Annotated in this window: 15 protein-coding genes; 8 read left to right on the forward strand and 7 right to left on the reverse strand. The window is 59.6% G+C overall.

All coding sequences use genetic code 11. From position 1 onward, the window contains the following. Window positions 1-23: 23 nt before the first annotated feature. Both trmA and ACQKP2_RS10275 read right to left on the reverse strand, forming a co-directional pair. The gene (gene trmA / locus ACQKP2_RS10270) at window positions 24-1,103 is read right to left on the reverse strand and encodes a tRNA (uridine(54)-C5)-methyltransferase TrmA (protein WP_427576159.1); all 1,080 of its coding nucleotides are present in this window, start codon (window positions 1,101-1,103) and stop codon (window positions 24-26) included. Continuing rightward, window positions 1,100-2,395 (reverse strand): NCS2 family permease, encoded by a 1,296-nt coding sequence (locus tag ACQKP2_RS10275; protein WP_427576160.1) that lies wholly within the window; start codon window positions 2,393-2,395, stop codon window positions 1,100-1,102. The genes trmA and ACQKP2_RS10275 overlap by 4 nt, the downstream gene beginning before the upstream one ends. A gap of 216 nt (window positions 2,396-2,611) precedes the next feature. On the opposite strand from ACQKP2_RS10275, the gene ACQKP2_RS10280 reads away from it, so the two are divergent. Both ACQKP2_RS10280 and ACQKP2_RS10285 read left to right on the forward strand, forming a co-directional pair. Next, window positions 2,612-3,061, forward strand: a complete 450-nt coding sequence (locus ACQKP2_RS10280) for a DUF4879 domain-containing protein (protein WP_427576161.1) — start codon at window positions 2,612-2,614, stop codon at window positions 3,059-3,061. Between the two features lie 67 nt (window positions 3,062-3,128). Next, window positions 3,129-3,680, forward strand: a complete 552-nt coding sequence (locus tag ACQKP2_RS10285) for a DJ-1 family glyoxalase III (RefSeq protein WP_427576162.1) — start codon at window positions 3,129-3,131, stop codon at window positions 3,678-3,680. Here the strand turns inward: ACQKP2_RS10285 and ACQKP2_RS10290 are convergent. Further along, window positions 3,677-4,915, reverse strand: coding sequence for an MFS transporter (locus ACQKP2_RS10290; RefSeq protein ID WP_427576163.1), 1,239 nt, complete (start codon window positions 4,913-4,915; stop codon window positions 3,677-3,679). The two genes, ACQKP2_RS10285 and ACQKP2_RS10290, sit on opposite strands and share 4 nt — an antisense overlap. A 400-nt stretch (window positions 4,916-5,315) precedes the next feature. Between ACQKP2_RS10290 and ACQKP2_RS10295 the strand changes: the two genes are divergently transcribed. From ACQKP2_RS10295 to ACQKP2_RS10305, 3 genes are all read left to right on the forward strand, one after another. Continuing rightward, window positions 5,316-6,752, forward strand: coding sequence for a cytochrome ubiquinol oxidase subunit I (locus ACQKP2_RS10295; RefSeq protein ID WP_427576164.1), 1,437 nt, complete (start codon window positions 5,316-5,318; stop codon window positions 6,750-6,752). A 3-nt stretch (window positions 6,753-6,755) separates the two neighbouring features. After that, entirely contained in the window at window positions 6,756-7,763 is a 1,008-nt protein-coding gene (gene cydB / locus ACQKP2_RS10300) for a cytochrome d ubiquinol oxidase subunit II (protein WP_427576165.1), read from the forward strand. An 80-nt stretch (window positions 7,764-7,843) separates the two neighbouring features. Then, window positions 7,844-8,011, forward strand: coding sequence for a DUF2474 domain-containing protein (locus ACQKP2_RS10305; RefSeq protein WP_427576166.1), 168 nt, complete (start codon window positions 7,844-7,846; stop codon window positions 8,009-8,011). A gap of 74 nt (window positions 8,012-8,085) precedes the next feature. Here the strand turns inward: ACQKP2_RS10305 and ACQKP2_RS10310 are convergent, their stop codons facing one another. Both ACQKP2_RS10310 and ACQKP2_RS10315 read right to left on the reverse strand, forming a co-directional pair. Further along, window positions 8,086-9,210, reverse strand: coding sequence for a methyltransferase (locus ACQKP2_RS10310; protein WP_427576167.1), 1,125 nt, complete (start codon window positions 9,208-9,210; stop codon window positions 8,086-8,088). 163 nt (window positions 9,211-9,373) lie between these two features. Further along, window positions 9,374-10,105: a LuxR family transcriptional regulator gene (locus ACQKP2_RS10315; protein ID WP_427576173.1), complete on the reverse strand. Its 732-nt coding sequence runs from the start codon at window positions 10,103-10,105 to the stop codon at window positions 9,374-9,376. A gap of 326 nt (window positions 10,106-10,431) precedes the next feature. Between ACQKP2_RS10315 and ACQKP2_RS10320 the strand changes: the two genes are divergently transcribed. Then, complete coding sequence (locus ACQKP2_RS10320) at window positions 10,432-11,208, forward strand: ferredoxin--NADP reductase (RefSeq protein WP_427576168.1); 777 nt, start codon at window positions 10,432-10,434, stop codon at window positions 11,206-11,208. A 128-nt stretch (window positions 11,209-11,336) separates the two neighbouring features. On the opposite strand, the gene mscL is transcribed toward ACQKP2_RS10320, so the two are convergent. Further along, window positions 11,337-11,750: a large-conductance mechanosensitive channel protein MscL gene (mscL, locus tag ACQKP2_RS10325; RefSeq protein ID WP_427576169.1), complete on the reverse strand. Its 414-nt coding sequence runs from the start codon at window positions 11,748-11,750 to the stop codon at window positions 11,337-11,339. A gap of 652 nt (window positions 11,751-12,402) precedes the next feature. Between mscL and radA the strand changes: the two genes are divergently transcribed. Then, on the forward strand, window positions 12,403-13,770 hold the full coding sequence (gene radA, locus ACQKP2_RS10330; RefSeq protein ID WP_427576170.1) for a DNA repair protein RadA: 1,368 nt from the start codon (window positions 12,403-12,405) through the stop codon (window positions 13,768-13,770). A gap of 101 nt (window positions 13,771-13,871) precedes the next feature. Here radA and ACQKP2_RS10335 read toward each other — a convergent pair whose 3' ends face one another. After that, entirely contained in the window at window positions 13,872-14,240 is a 369-nt protein-coding gene (locus ACQKP2_RS10335) for a PilZ domain-containing protein (protein WP_427576171.1), read from the reverse strand. 158 nt (window positions 14,241-14,398) lie between these two features. Between ACQKP2_RS10335 and ACQKP2_RS10340 the strand changes: the two genes are divergently transcribed. After that, window positions 14,399-15,000, forward strand: a 602-nt coding sequence (locus ACQKP2_RS10340; RefSeq protein WP_427576172.1) for a carbon starvation CstA family protein, incomplete at its 3' end; no start/stop codon positions are given.

Raw genomic sequence — 15,000 nt, forward strand, 5'->3', positions numbered from 1 at the left:
ACAGTTACAGCGGTGGCGGGGGGTTACCGCCGGGTCAGCAACACGCCGGATTCCATGTGATGCGTCCACGGGAACTGGTCGAACATCGCGCATCGGCTGATGCGGTGGGTGTCGTGCAGTTGGGCGATGTTGGCCGCCAGGGTTTCGGGGTTGCAGGAGATGTAGAGGATATTGTCGAAGCGCCGGGTCAGCTCGCAGGTGTCCGGGTCCATGCCGGCACGAGGCGGGTCGACGAATACGCTGCCGAACTCGTAGCTTTTCAGATCGATGCCGTGCAGGCGACGGAACGGCCGCACTTCGTTCAGCGCTTCGGTCAGTTCTTCGGCGGACAGACGCACCAGGGTGACGTTATCCACAGCGTTTTCGCTGAGGTTGCTTAACGCCGCATTGACCGAGGTCTTGCTGATTTCGGTGGCCAGCACCTTGCGCACGCGGGTGGCCAGCGGCAGGGTGAAGTTGCCGTTGCCGCAGTACAGCTCCAGCAAATCGTCGGTGCGATCGCCGAGCGCGTCGTACGCCCAATTGAGCATCTTCTGGTTCACCGTGCCGTTGGGCTGGGTGAAGGCACCTTCGGGCTGGCGATAGCTGAAAGTGCGACCGCCGACTTCCAGCTTCTCGACCACGTAATCGTGACCGATGACTTCGCGTTTGCCCTTGGAGCGGCCGATGATGCTGACGTCCAGCTCCGCGGCCAGCTTCGTGGCCGCCGCATGCCAGTGCTCGTCCAGCGGACGGTGATAGCACAGGGTGATCATCGCATCGCCCGCCAGGGTGGTCAGGAACTCCACCTGGAACAGTTTGTGGCTCAGCGGCGCACTGGCCTGCCACGCCGCCTTGAGCTTGGGCATCAACTGGTTGATGCGCCTGCTTGCGATCGGAAATTCTTCGATCAGGATCGGCGTGCGTTTGTCTTCCTGGGAGAACATGGCGTAGTGACGCTCGCCGGCTTCACGCCACAGGCGGAACTCGGCGCGCAGGCGGAAGTTCTGCAGCGGCGAGTCGAAAACGACCGGCTCCGGTGCATCGAACGGGGCCAGCAGGTCGCGCAAGCGCGCGACCTTGTCTTCGAGCTGAGCGGCGTAGGCCTGGGAATCAAATGTCATGCGTTGAACCAACCCAGCTTGATCACGAACAGAATCGACAGAATCACCAGCGCCGGGTTCAGCTCACGGCCGCGACCGGACATCAGCTTGATGGCGGTCCAGGAAATGAAACCGAAAGCGATGCCATTGGCGATGGAGTAAGTGAACGGCATTGCCAGTGAGGTGATCACCACCGGCGCGGCGACGGTGATGTCGTCCCAGTCTATTTCGGCCAGGCCGGATGTCATCAGTACGGCGACGAACAGCAGGGCCGGTGCCGTGGCGAATGCCGGAACGCTGGCCGCCAGTGGCGAGAAGAACAGCGCCAGCAGGAACAGGATGGCCACCACAATGGCGGTCAGGCCGGTACGGCCACCGGCACTCACGCCGGCGGCGGATTCGATGTAGCTGGTCGTCGTCGACGTGCCCAGCAGGGAGCCGGCCATGGCGGCGGTGCTGTCAGCCACCAGCGCGCGACCCATTTTCGGCATGTGACCGTCCTTGCCCATCAGGCCGGCGCGTTTGGCGACGCCGATCAGGGTGCCGGAGTTGTCGAACAGGTCGACGAACAGGAACGCGAAGATCACGCTGACCAGACCGATGTCCAGCGCGCCCTTGATGTCCAGTTGCAGGAAGGTCGGGGCCAGGGACGGTGGCATCGACATCACGCCGCCGAACGGGGAGAAGCCCATGAGGATGGAAACGATGGTCACCACAAGAATGCCGATCAGCACTGCACCGCGTACGGCGAGTGCTTCGAGGGCGACGATCAGGGCAAAACCGAGGGTAGCGAGAATCGGCGCCGGTTGTTTCAGGTCGCCGAGGCCGACCATGGTGGCCGGGTTGCTGACCACGATACCGGCGTTGTGCAGGGCGATCAGCGCCAGGAACAGACCGATACCGGCGGCAATCGCCGAACGCAGTGGCAGCGGGATGCTGTTGATGATCCATTCCCGGATTCGGAAGATCGACAACAGGAAGAAGCACACGGCCGAGATGAACACCGCGCCCAGCGCCACTTGCCAGGTATGGCCCATGTGCAGGACCACGGTGTAGGTGAAGAAGGCGTTCAGGCCCATGCCCGGCGCAAGGGCGATCGGGTAGTTGGCGATCAGGCCCATCACCGTGGAGCCGATGGCGGCGGCAAGGCACGTGGCGACGAACACGGCGCCCTTGTCCATGCCGGTCTCGCCGAGAATGCTCGGGTTGACGAACAGAATGTAGGCCATGGCCAAAAAGGTCGTGACGCCCGCCAGAATCTCGGTACGTATATTGGTGTTGTGTGCCTTGAGTTGAAACAGCCTTTCCAGCATGTCTGCTCCCCGTGGCGCGCCCGGCGCCGTGAATGTATCGACCTCAACAGCAAAGCACAGACCGGTGCAGGCGCCTGGGAATTTTCTGTGGGTCGGAAAAAGCCGCGCATCATACCAGCCGCGTGGGGTTATGGCTGCCTATGGCGTTGATCGTCGTCGATGTTTTGCGTTTTACCCAAACCAGCCATACTGCGCGCTGTCTTTTTGGGGGTATGCATGAAAAAGCGTCTATCGATCCTTGCCACTGGCTTGATCGCCATGCTTGCGGGTGCGCAATCCGTTTCGGCGGCTTCGGCGCCGCCGTTGACCCAGGTCAAAGTGCTGAAAGTCGAGTCGCCTGGCTGTGGTTTTGAAACCATCGAAGAAGGGCAGACCCAGACGCGCTGCGATCACAGCGGCCCGAACATCAAGATCTACGTGCTGGAAGTGGGCTACGGGCGCAGCCAACCCCAGGTCGCGCTGGATGGTTTCGAGGTGAACGGCACGCGCACACCGGTCTGTGCCTATGACAATGGCAACCTGACCGAATGCGTCCCGGGCAGAAAAACCGTCGGCAATCTGTACGTTTTCGATTTGGCCGGCAAACAGGAAGGCACCTTCACCTTCAGCAATACCTCGATCAATGCGCCCGGCAATACGATGTCGACGCAGCTTTACATCAAGTGATGGCGGGTGTCGAACAAGGGTAAGGAAAGCTGACTACGCTTTAAGGATCACTCCGTGGATGGCACTCATGACCTTTAGAGCCCTGATTACCCTCGCCGAGGGCATCGATGACCTGCAAGCCGTGACCCTGGTCGATGTACTGCGCCGTGCCAAAGTGGAAGTGGTGGTGGCAAGCATCGAAGGGCGGCGCATGCTCACTTGCGCGCGCGGTACCCGCATGACCTGTGACGCCATGCTGGTGGACCTGCTGGCCCAGCCTTTCGATCTGATTGTCCTGCCCGGCGGTGCCGTGGGGGCGCAGCATCTGACTGCCCATCAACCCTTGCAGCAATTGGTCAAGGACCAGGCCGCGGCGGGTCGTCTGTTCGCCGGCATCGCCGAAGCGCCGGCGCTGGCGCTGCAAGCCTTCGGTGTGCTGCGTCAGCGGCGCATGACGTGCCTGCCCACCGCCAGTCATCACCTGTCAGGCTGCACTTTCGTCGATCAACCGGTCGTGGTCGACGGCAACTGCATCACCGCCCAGGGCTCGGGCGCCGCGCTGACATTCGCCCTGACCCTGGTCGAGCAACTCTGCGGCAAAGCCACGCGGGCGACGGTGGCGGGCGAGTTGCTGGCCTAGGCTTTCACCTCTTCGGCCGGCACATGCATGCGGTCGCGCCGGGCCAGGGTCGGGAACAGTTTGATCCAGGCCCCGGTCACTACCAGCGTGCCGACGCCGCCCATGACCACCGCCGGCACAGTGCCGAACCAGTGGGCGGTCAGGCCGGATTCGAACTCACCCAACTGGTTGGATGCGCCGATGAACAGCCCGTTGACGGCGCTGACCCGGCCGCGCATTTCGTCCGGGGTTTCCAGTTGCACGAAAGAAGCGCGGATCACCATGCTGATCATGTCGGCAGCGCCCAACACCACCAGCACCGCCAGGGAAAACCAGAACGACGTCGACAGGCCGAAGGCAATGGTTGCCACGCCGAACACACCCACCGCCGTGAACATCACGCGTCCGACATGGCGTTCCACGGCAAATCGTGCCAGCAGCAGGGACATCAGCAGCGCACCGACCGCCGGCGCCGAGCGCAGCAGGCCAAGCCCCCACGGGCCGGTCAGTAATATGTCCTTGGCGAACACAGGCAACAGGGCCGTCGCGCCACCGAGCAGCACGGCGAACAGGTCCAGGGAAATCGCCCCGAGAATATCCGGGCGACTGCGAATGAAGCGGATACCGGCCAGCAGCGAGTCCAGGGTGGCCTTGCCTTTGTTCAGCGGCGTTTGTCGGGCCGGCAGGTTGAGCATCAGCGAGCAGGCTATGACATAGAGCAGGACCGTCGGACCGTACACCCACACGCTGCCGAAGGCGTAGAGCAGGCCACCAAGGGCAGGGGCGACGATGGTCGCCGATTGCTGGGCAGACTGCGCGGCAGCCACGGCCCTGGGAAACAGGGCGCTGGGCACGATGCTCGGCAGCAAGGCCTGGGTGGTCGGCATTTCGAAAGAGCGGGCGGCGCCAAGCAGGAACGCGAGGATAAAAATCATCTCCCGGGTGACATGGTCAGTCGCGCTGCCAATGGCCAGCGACAGGGCAATCAGCGCCTGCAGGGACTGGCAGATGGCCGCGACCTTGCGCCGGTCGTAGCGATCGGCGACGTGCCCGGTGTGCAGCATGAACAGCACTCGAGGAGCGAACTCCACCAAGCCGACCAGGCCCAGATCGAGCACGCTCCCGGTCAATTGGTAGAGATTCCAGCCAATGGCCACGGTGAGCATCTGGAAACCGCTGGCGGTGAAAATCCGTGCCAGCCAAAACGCAAGAAAGGGGCGGTGGTGACGTAGCAGCAAGGGCTCTTGGCTGGGCATTTGACGGCGAATCTGGATGAGGGGAAGGGCGAGATTATCACCAAGCTGTAACAGGAAGTTGCCATGACAAAAAATTTAGTTAGCCAGACATCGATTTCCTCGGCACGACAATCCCGTGGACGCGGGGGATGTGTTTCTGCCTGTTGCCGTCGCCGTGAGGCAACTTGTCACGCGGCAAAAGACCACGCAGTTCAACCTCGTAAATCGGACTACTCTTTCAACGATGCTTGATCCAGATCAAAACCATCGACGGAATTGATCCGGGGCCGCAAGGCCAGACTCCCTGCGTAGCGATGCGTGTAAAAGAACAACAAATAGAGATTCGCCACACTCCATACCCGTGGGGGCCGTGGGTGCAGGCTTCAGGCCTGCAGCCGTACTACCTGACAGAGGAAGACTTATGTTCGGTTTAGAGGCACTTGATCTCGCCCGAATTCAGTTCGCGTTCACTATCTCGTTCCACATTCTGTTCCCTGCCATCACCATTGGCCTTGCAAGTTACCTGGCGGTACTCGAAGGTTTATGGCTCAAGACCCACAACGACACTTACCGGGACCTCTACCACTTCTGGTCGAAGATCTTTGCCGTCAACTTCGGCATGGGCGTGGTTTCGGGGCTGGTCATGGCGTATCAGTTCGGCACCAACTGGAGCCGTTTTTCGGACTTCGCCGGTTCCGTGACCGGGCCGCTGCTGACCTATGAAGTGCTGACAGCGTTCTTCCTCGAGGCCGGTTTCCTGGGCGTGATGCTGTTCGGCTGGAACAAGGTCGGTCGCGGCCTGCATTTCTTTGCGACCGTCATGGTTGCCATCGGTACGCTGATCTCGACCTTCTGGATTCTCGCCTCCAACAGCTGGATGCAGACGCCGCAAGGCTACGAAATCGTCAATGGCCAGGTCATTCCCACCGACTGGCTGGCCGTGATCTTCAACCCGTCGTTCCCCTATCGCCTGATGCACATGGCCACGGCGGCGTTTGTCGCCACGGCCTTCTTCGTCGGCGCCTCGGCGGCCTGGCACCTGCTGCGCGGCAAGGACAATCCCGCGATCCGCAAAATGCTCTCGATGGCCATGTGGATGGCCTTGATCGTGGCGCCGATACAGGCCGTGATCGGTGACTTCCACGGTCTCAACACACTTGAGCATCAGCCGGCAAAAATCGCCGCGATCGAGGGGCACTGGGAAAACCGCGGCAACGAGGCGACTCCGCTGATCCTGTTCGGCTGGCCGGACATGAAGGAGGAGAAGACCAAATTCGCCGTCGAGATTCCGTATCTGGGCAGCATTATCCTGACCCACTCGCTGGACAAGCAGGTACCGGCGCTCAAGGAGTTCCCGCCTGAGGACCGGCCGAATTCGACCATCGTGTTCTGGTCGTTCCGCATCATGGTCGGCCTTGGTTTCCTGATGATTTTCACCGGCCTGTGGAGCCTGTGGCTGCGCAAGCGCGATCAGCTCTACAGCTCGCGGCCGTTCCTGTACCTGGCCCTGTGGATGGGGCCGTCGGGCCTGATCGCGATCCTTGCCGGTTGGTTCACCACGGAAATCGGCCGTCAGCCGTGGGTGGTCTACGGACTGATGCGCACGGCGGATGCGTCCTCCAACCATAGCTTCATGCAGATGAGCATCACCCTGATCCTGTTTGTCGTGGTGTATTTCGCGCTGTTCGGTGCAGGTCTTGGCTACATGATGCGCCTGGTGCGCAAAGGGCCGAAGATCGATGAAGGCAAGGAAACCAACGATGGCGGGCCTGGCCAGAAGCGTACGCCGGCGCGTCCGTTGTCCGCCGCCGACGACGAGCATTCCGATGCCGACCGCAGCTTGAGCAAGGAGATTTGAATCATGGGTATTGATCTTCCGCTGATCTGGGCCGTGATCATCATCTTCGGCATCATGATGTACGTGGTCATGGATGGCTTCGACCTCGGTATCGGGATTCTCTTCCCGTTCATTCCCGGCAAGAGCGACCGCGATGTGATGATGAACACCGTCGCTCCGGTCTGGGACGGCAACGAAACCTGGTTGGTGCTGGGGGGCGCGGCGTTGTTCGGCGCCTTCCCGCTGGCCTACTCGGTCGTGCTTTCGGCGCTGTATCTGCCGTTGATCCTGATGCTGGTCGGCCTGATCTTCCGCGGCGTGGCCTTCGAGTTCCGCTTCAAGGCCAGGGACGACAAGCGTCATCTCTGGGACAAGGCGTTCATCGGCGGCTCCGTCACCGCTACGTTCTTTCAGGGCGTGGCGCTGGGCGCGTTCATCGATGGCCTGCCAGTGGTCAATCGCCAGTTCGCCGGCGGCTCCATGGACTGGCTGACACCCTTCACCCTGTTTTGCGGTGTTGCGCTGGTGGTGGCTTATGCGTTGCTGGGTTGCACCTGGCTGATCATGAAGACCGAAGGCAAGTTGCAGGAGCAGATGCACGATCTGGCGCGGCCATTGGCGTTCGTGTTGCTGGCGGTGATCGGCATCGTCAGTATCTGGACACCGCTGGCCCATGCCGAGATTGCGGCCCGCTGGTTCACGCTGCCCAACCTGTTCTGGTTCATGCCGGTGCCGATTCTGGTGCTGGTGACCCTTTACGGGCTGATCCGCGCGGTGGCCCGCAACGCGCATTACACGCCGTTCTTGCTGACACTGGTGTTGATCTTCCTCGGCTACAGCGGCCTGGGGATCAGCCTGTGGCCGAACATCGTGCCGCCCTCGATCTCGATCTGGGACGCCGCCGCACCGCCACAGAGTCAGGGTTTCATGTTGGTGGGGACCTTGTTCATCATTCCGTTCATCCTGGGTTACACCTACTGGAGCTACTACGTGTTCCGCGGCAAGGTTACCCACGAAGACGGTTACCACTAAGCCAACGACAAACCTGTGGGAGCGGGCTTGCCCGCGATGGCGTCGGCAGCGACGCCGTCGATCTGAAGGAGATCGAAGCAATGAGTGGCAAACATTCCCTGCACGACATTCAAGAAGCCGAAAAAAAGCCGCTGTGGCAGCGGCTCGGCTGGTTGGCCCTGATCTGGCTGGGCAGCGTCGGTGCGCTGTTCATCGTGGCCAGCCTGATGCGGATGTTCATGAACGCCGCCGGTCTGACCTCTCACTGAGAAACCGACATCCCATCCCGCTGCCTCAAGGCACGGTTTCCTGACCCTCCGATCGGAGGGTTTTTTTTACCCTGCTATTTGCGGGCCTTGAGAATCACGAACTTCGGTGTGGCCGCCACTTGCTCCACGCCACGGAACAACCGCGCCAGTTTGCTGTGATAACCCAGGTGACGATTGCCGACGATGTACAGCGCACCGCCGACCACCAGCGCTTCACGGGCTTGCTGGAACATCCGCCAGGCAAGGAAATCGCCGACGACCTGTTGCTGGTGAAACGGTGGGTTGCACAGCACCACGTCCAGCGATTGCGAAGGCTGTCCGGCCAGGCCATCACCGGCACGTACGGTGACATCGCGATCACCCAATGCTGCGCGCCAGTTCTCGGCCGCCGATTGCACGGCCATGAAGGATTCGTCCACCAGGGTGTAATGGGCATCGGGGTTTTGCAGCGCACTGGCGATGGCCAGCACACCGTTGCCGCACCCGAGGTCGGCGACCCGTGCCGAGCCGAGGCTCTTGGGCAAATGCGGCAAGAACGCCCGTGTGCCGATGTCCAGGCCTTCGCGGCAAAACACGTTGGCATGATTGAGCAACTCGATGGCGGGTGTGTCGAGTCGATAACGGGTCGGGTAAGGCGAGGTCGCTGGTGCCTTGGCCTCTACGGTCGCGATCAGCAGTCGAGCCTTTTTCACCGCCAGCGATGCCTGCACCGGCCCGATGTAACGCTCCAGCAGATCGCCCGCGGCGCGAGGCAAATGCTTGATCATCGCACCGGCAATCACTTGAGCGCCGGGAGCCAGTTGGCCCTGCAGGCGGATCAGCTGTTCTTCCAGCAAGGCGAGTGTCTTGGGTACCCGTACCAGCACCCGGTCAATCGGTCCTGGCGCTGCTTCGCTGGCAGGAATGAACGGCACGGCATCATAGGCCCGGCCATTGCGGACCAGGTTCTTTTCCAGCCCTTGGAGCGCCAGGTACGAATCACCGCTGCTGATCACATTGACCTTGCCGGCCAGGCTGGCGGCCAGTGCGCCGAAACTATCGTTAAGCACCAGAACCCGGGCATCGGCAGACGGTTGCTGTTCGGCCAGATGGTTGAGCAGGTATTCGTCTGCGGCATCGAAGGCTTGCAGTGGTTCGTTCTGCTGCTCGGGCTGGCGGATGAGGTCGAGGCTGGCGAAAGGCGTTTCGAGCAAGGGCATGGGGCGGGCTCTGGGTAATCTACGGGTATCCCTCGGCGCAGAGGCACCGCAACGGTCGGGTCGTCCGAGTAGGCAGCGACATGGAAAACTCTCACGTCGTCAGTCTGGATGGGACCGTGAATGGTACGTTTTTTTGCGCCGGATTACCCGCAGGTTTTTCCACTCAGCGCATCGCGTCGCTGTTGAAATAGCCCGCCTTTACGGCCGCAATCACGGCGGCAATCTTGTTGTTGACCCCGAATTTGCGGATGGCTTCCTGAACATGAAAATTGATCGTACGTGCGCTGAGATTGAGGATTCGGGCACTTTCATAGGCCGTCTTACCGGCTGCCGCCAGTTTCAATACGTCGATCTCCCGTGCCGACAAATGCGGCATGAACGATTGAGCGGGTGCCTTGGGCAGCGTCTGTGTCACCAATTTATGCAAGTGACGCCCGATAAACACAGTGAACCCGAGGTTTTCATACAGCTCCCAGGCGCTGATCGGGCAATGGCTTCTGGCCAGGCTCACAATGCTGCAAAAATCATCCTCTTCGCCGTGAATGGCGTGTGACCAGCCGTGTTGAAGACCTTGCAGTTCCATCAGCTCCCATATCCTTGGGACATTGGCGTAAAGCTCCTCACTCCATAGCACGGGCAGCATGGATTGATTGCAATGTGCTACTACCGGATCAACTGCGCTGAACTTTTTCTGTTCGTATTCGGAGTTCCAGGAAGATGGATAATTGTTGAAGCGAACAGTATGAAAGTGCTCGGTTTTTGTCGGGCAAGTCGTTGAAAAGGCAAAATATTTAAACCCGATGTTTTTCGCGAAATTCAATGAAGCCTGGTAGGCGGTATCCAGCTCCGTTGTTATTGATAATTGTTTAAGTTGAGACTCCTTCCACCTTTCCATCACGGGGCTCCGTCTGAAAATGACTTGATGGCGCATCTTGGATCCAGAAGGTCTGCGCGAGTTGCAGTGTAGGATGTTTCTTATAGAAAGGTTGAGATTTTTTTGGATTGGATACTTCTTTTATGTTGGTGTCTGGTTCTAATACTTTTGGTTTAATTTCGCAGTTATTTGAAATGTCGGTTCTAATGTTAATGAACTTATTTAACTGGATGGTTACTTGGTTGCTAGTTACTTGAGAACCATTGTCTAAAAGACACTACAAATCGCCGGTGTTTATGTGCTTCGCTTTGCGAGACACTGCGACTATCCGTTCCATGGAGCCTCCCATGACCGCCAGCGAAGAGAAATTCACGCGTCAGACCTTGCTCGACGTCCAGCCGTTGACCCCTAACCTGTTCACTTTGCGTGCAACCAGGGACCCTGGCTTTCGTTTCCGCGCGGGGCAATTCGCCCGGCTGGGGGTGACCAAGGCGGATGGCACTACGGTGTGGCGCGCCTATTCCATGGTGTCGTCGCCTTTTGACGAGTTCCTGGAGTTTTTTTCCATTGTCGTTCCGGGAGGCGAGTTCACCAGCGAACTGAGCCGGCTGGGTGTTGGCGACACGTTGCTGGTCGATCGCCAGGCCTTTGGCTACCTGACGCTGGACCGTTTCGTCGATGGCCGTGACTTGTGGCTGTTATCCACAGGCACGGGCCTGGCGCCGTTTCTGTCGATCTTGCAGGACTTTGAGGTGTGGGAGAAGTTCGAGCGAATCATCCTGGTCTACAGCGTGCGCGAATCCCGGGAACTGGCCTATCAGGAGCTGATAGCGGAGCTGACTCAGCGTGAGTATCTAACCGAGTTCGCGCACAAATTGCAGGTCATCAACACAGTGACCCGCGAGCAGCATCCCGGAGCGCTGAATGGCCGGATTACTACGCTGATCGAAAACGGCGAGCTGGAAAAGGCGGCTGCGGCGGCGCTTGCCCCGGAGCATTCGCGGGTCATGTTGTGCGGCAATCCGCAGATGATTGATGACACGCGCAAACTGCTCAAGCAGCGTGACATGCACTTGAGTCTCAGCCGAAGACCCGGCCAGGTCGCGGTGGAAAATTTCTGGTGAGCCGTCCAGTTTCTGTAGGAGCGAGCAGGCTGGCGATGGTCGACAACGATGACGCTGGACACCTGACACCCAACGGCGTTCTCCATACCTTCGCGAGCGTGCTCGCTCCTACAGTCAGGGGGCAGGCTTCAAGGCCTGTTGTTCTGGGCCTTGAGCAGATCGCGGATCTCACCCAGCAGCTCTTCTTCCCTGGTTGGAACCGGCGGCAGGGTTGGGGCCACGGCTTCCTCGCGCTTCAGGCGGTTGATGGCTTTGACACCCATGAAGATCGCGAAGGCGACAATGACGAAATCGATCATGCTCTGGATGAATTTGCCATACGCAAGCACCACCGCAGGGGTGTTGCCGCTGGCGGCCTTGAGCGTGATGGCCAGGTCGCTGAAGTCCACGCCTCCGATCAGTAGCCCCACGGGAGGCATGATCACATCACCGACGAACGAGGTGACGATCTTGCCGAAAGCGGCGCCGATGATGATACCGACGGCCATGTCGACCACATTGCCTTTGACCGCGAAGGCCTTGAACTCACTGAGCACGCCCATAGTTATTTCCTTGTTACAGATGAGGTTTGTGAACGCAGTGTAAATCAGCACGGTGCATCCTGCCTGAATCAACGGCTTGCCGCGCTTGCCTGCAATCGACCGGGCGGGCGTGGAAGCGTTTTCCGGGTGTCTGAGGGCTCTGGAATGGGTACGTCGACTGTCTTGAGGATGAGAGGGGTAAAAACGGGCCCCGTTGAGCGTAGGTGTCATTTTCGACTGTTTTATCAAGCTTCCCTTGAAGGCAGTGTTATGGCTGGGCTGGATTTGAAAGTTCAGAGCAGGGGAGGGGGCGAATAAATAGTCGATTGGTTTGGTGTTATTCGTTTTGTGGATGCTGACTTGTACACTTCGATTTTAACTTGTGAGGTTTTGTACAGGTTTTGTCAGGAGTTATTGAGGTGGATTAACGCATCCCTGTTGAAAACTTGGACAAGCTGTGAATTTTAGTATTTCAGTTGTATTTCAAATGCTCGAAGTGCGGGATATGGATCAAGTTGCGAGCTCGTTCCGTTAATTGTGTCTTTATTAAATTATTTTCATCTTTGCCCTGTACCGTTATGGCCTCGAAACAAGTTTGGGAAAGCCTTCGAATAACCCCGGCATACTGATCCGACTCAGCTGCGTTATCATCGCGGTTTTGCCGGGGGTTCAGATGGCCAAGGCCAAGCGCATGTACGGCTGCACCGAGTGCGGTTCAACCTTCCCCAAGTGGGCCGGCCAGTGCGGCGAGTGCGGCGCCTGGAACACGCTGACCGAAACCATGGTGGAAAGTGGCGGGGCTGCCGCACCGAGCGGGCGTACCGGATGGGCCGGCCAGCAGGCACAGATCAAGACCCTGGCCGAAGTCAGCGTCGAAGAGATCCCGCGTTTCTCCACGGCTTCCGGTGAGCTGGACCGGGTACTGGGCGGTGGTCTGGTGGATGGTTCCGTGGTGTTGATCGGGGGTGACCCGGGGATCGGCAAGTCAACCATTCTGCTGCAAACCCTGTGCAATCTCGCCAAGAGCATGCCGGCGTTGTATGTCACCGGCGAGGAATCCCAACAGCAGGTGGCCATGCGCGCCCGCCGCCTGGGCTTGCCCCAGGATCAACTGCGGGTCATGACCGAAACCTGCATTGAAACCATCATTGCCACGGCCCGACAGGAAAAGCCCAAGGTCATGGTGATCGACTCGATCCAGACGATTTTCACCGAGCAATTGCAGTCGGCACCCGGTGGCGTGTCCCAGGTGCGCGAAAGTGCGGCGTTGCTGGTGCGTTATGCCAAGCAGAGTGGCACGGCGATCTTTCTGGTCGGTCACGTCACCAAGGAAGGCGCGCTGGCCGGCCCGCGGGTACTGGAGCACATGGTTGACACGGTGCTGTACTTCGAGGGCGAGTCCGATGGGCGTCTGCGCCTGCTGCGGGCGGTAAAAAACCGTTTCGGTGCGGTTAACGAACTGGGCGTGTTTGGGATGACCGACAGAGGTCTGAAGGAAGTCTCCAACCCGTCGGCGATTTTTCTGACGCGTGCTCAGGAAGAGGTCCCTGGAAGCGTAGTCATGGCAACGTGGGAAGGCACACGGCCAATGTTGGTGGAGGTTCAGGCGCTGGTGGACGACAGCCATCTGGCCAATCCGCGCCGGGTGACGCTGGGGCTGGATCAGAATCGCCTGGCGATGTTGCTGGCGGTCCTGCACCGCCATGGTGGCATTCCAACCCACGACCAGGACGTATTCCTCAACGTCGTCGGCGGTGTAAAAGTGCTGGAGACGGCTTCCGACCTGGCGTTGATGGCGGCGGTCATGTCCAGCTTGCGCAACCGCCCTTTACCTCACGATCTGCTGGTGTTCGGTGAGGTCGGCCTATCGGGCGAAGTGCGTCCGGTGCCCAGTGGTCAGGAGCGGTTGAAGGAAGCTGCCAAGCATGGCTTCAAACGCGCCATCGTGCCCAAGGGCAATGCACCGAAAGAGGCACCTTCGGGATTGCAGATCATTGCCGTTACCCGGCTGGAACAGGCGTTGGACGCACTGTTCGAATAGCGCTCACCTGGTGGGAGCGAGCCTGCTCGCGATAGCAATCTGACGGAATTGGTGGGTAGTTGCACCGCTTTCGCGAGCAAGCTTCGCTCCTACGAGGTTTGTCAGATTTCGATCAGGGCGCCCAGCTCTCGTTCAAGCTCCTGCTCATCGCCAAGGTTCAGCTCGATCAGCCGCCGCAGGCGCTCGATGGATTCCAGGCTGATGTGGCGGCAAACGAAGCCAAGCTGGCCATGTTCGTCATGGGTCAGCTGCACATCCATCTCAATGTCGACGTCTTCGCTCAGATGAATGTCGACGTAAAAATCCTTTTGTCGATTGCCCAGCCAGGGGGCAGGGCGCTCGATCAGCAAGCCCTTGAGCGACAGGTCGATCAACTTGACCGGCCAGGTGTAATCCCCCTGGCGCAGTTCGGTTCTGGCATCGAACGCGATACGTTTGAAGCGGCGGCGATCGGCTGGGTGCTCGCTCATGGCGCAATCCTCTGAATGTTCGCTGACTATAGACCCGCCTTGTTAGAACCTGCCAGCCAGGACAGGGCTCTAGACCAATGTCGGGGTATGGCCTTTGCCGTCAGGAGAGCTAAACTCGGGGTGGCTGTCTTTCTGTCCACTCTGGCTGGAACACTCAAATGAAAAATAATAATAGCCCGCTACGCCATCTGCCCTGGCTGGTGTTGGCAATCGTTGGTGCGTGCGCCCTTGGCGTCGTGGCATTGCGCCGAGGCGAGGCGATCAACGCCTTGTGGATTGTGGTCGCTGCCGTGGCCATCTATCTGGTTGCGTACCGCTACTACAGTCTGTTCATCGCCAACAATGTCATGCAGCTCGACTCGCGACGGGCCACCCCCGCAGTCCTCAACAATGACGGTCTGGACTACGTTCCGACCAACAAACATATTCTCTTCGGTCACCACTTTGCGGCCATTGCCGGCGCAGGGCCGCTGGTCGGTCCGGTGCTGGCGGCGCAGATGGGTTACCTGCCCGGTACGCTGTGGCTGATCGCCGGTGTGGTGCTGGCCGGTGCCGTGCAGGACTTCATGGTCCTGTTCATGTCCACCCGCCGCAACGGCCGTTCGCTGGGGGACATGGTCCGCGAGGAAATGGGCCGCATCCCCGGCACCATTGCACTGTTCGGTTGCTTCCTGATCATGATCATCATCCTCGCGGTGCTGGCGCTGATCGTGGTCAAGGCCCTGGCCGAAAGCCCATGGGGCATTTTCACGGTGATGGC

The organism is Pseudomonas sp. NPDC089569, assembly GCF_050280625.1.
In the GTDB taxonomy this organism is placed as follows: Bacteria; Pseudomonadota; Gammaproteobacteria; order Pseudomonadales; family Pseudomonadaceae; genus Aquipseudomonas.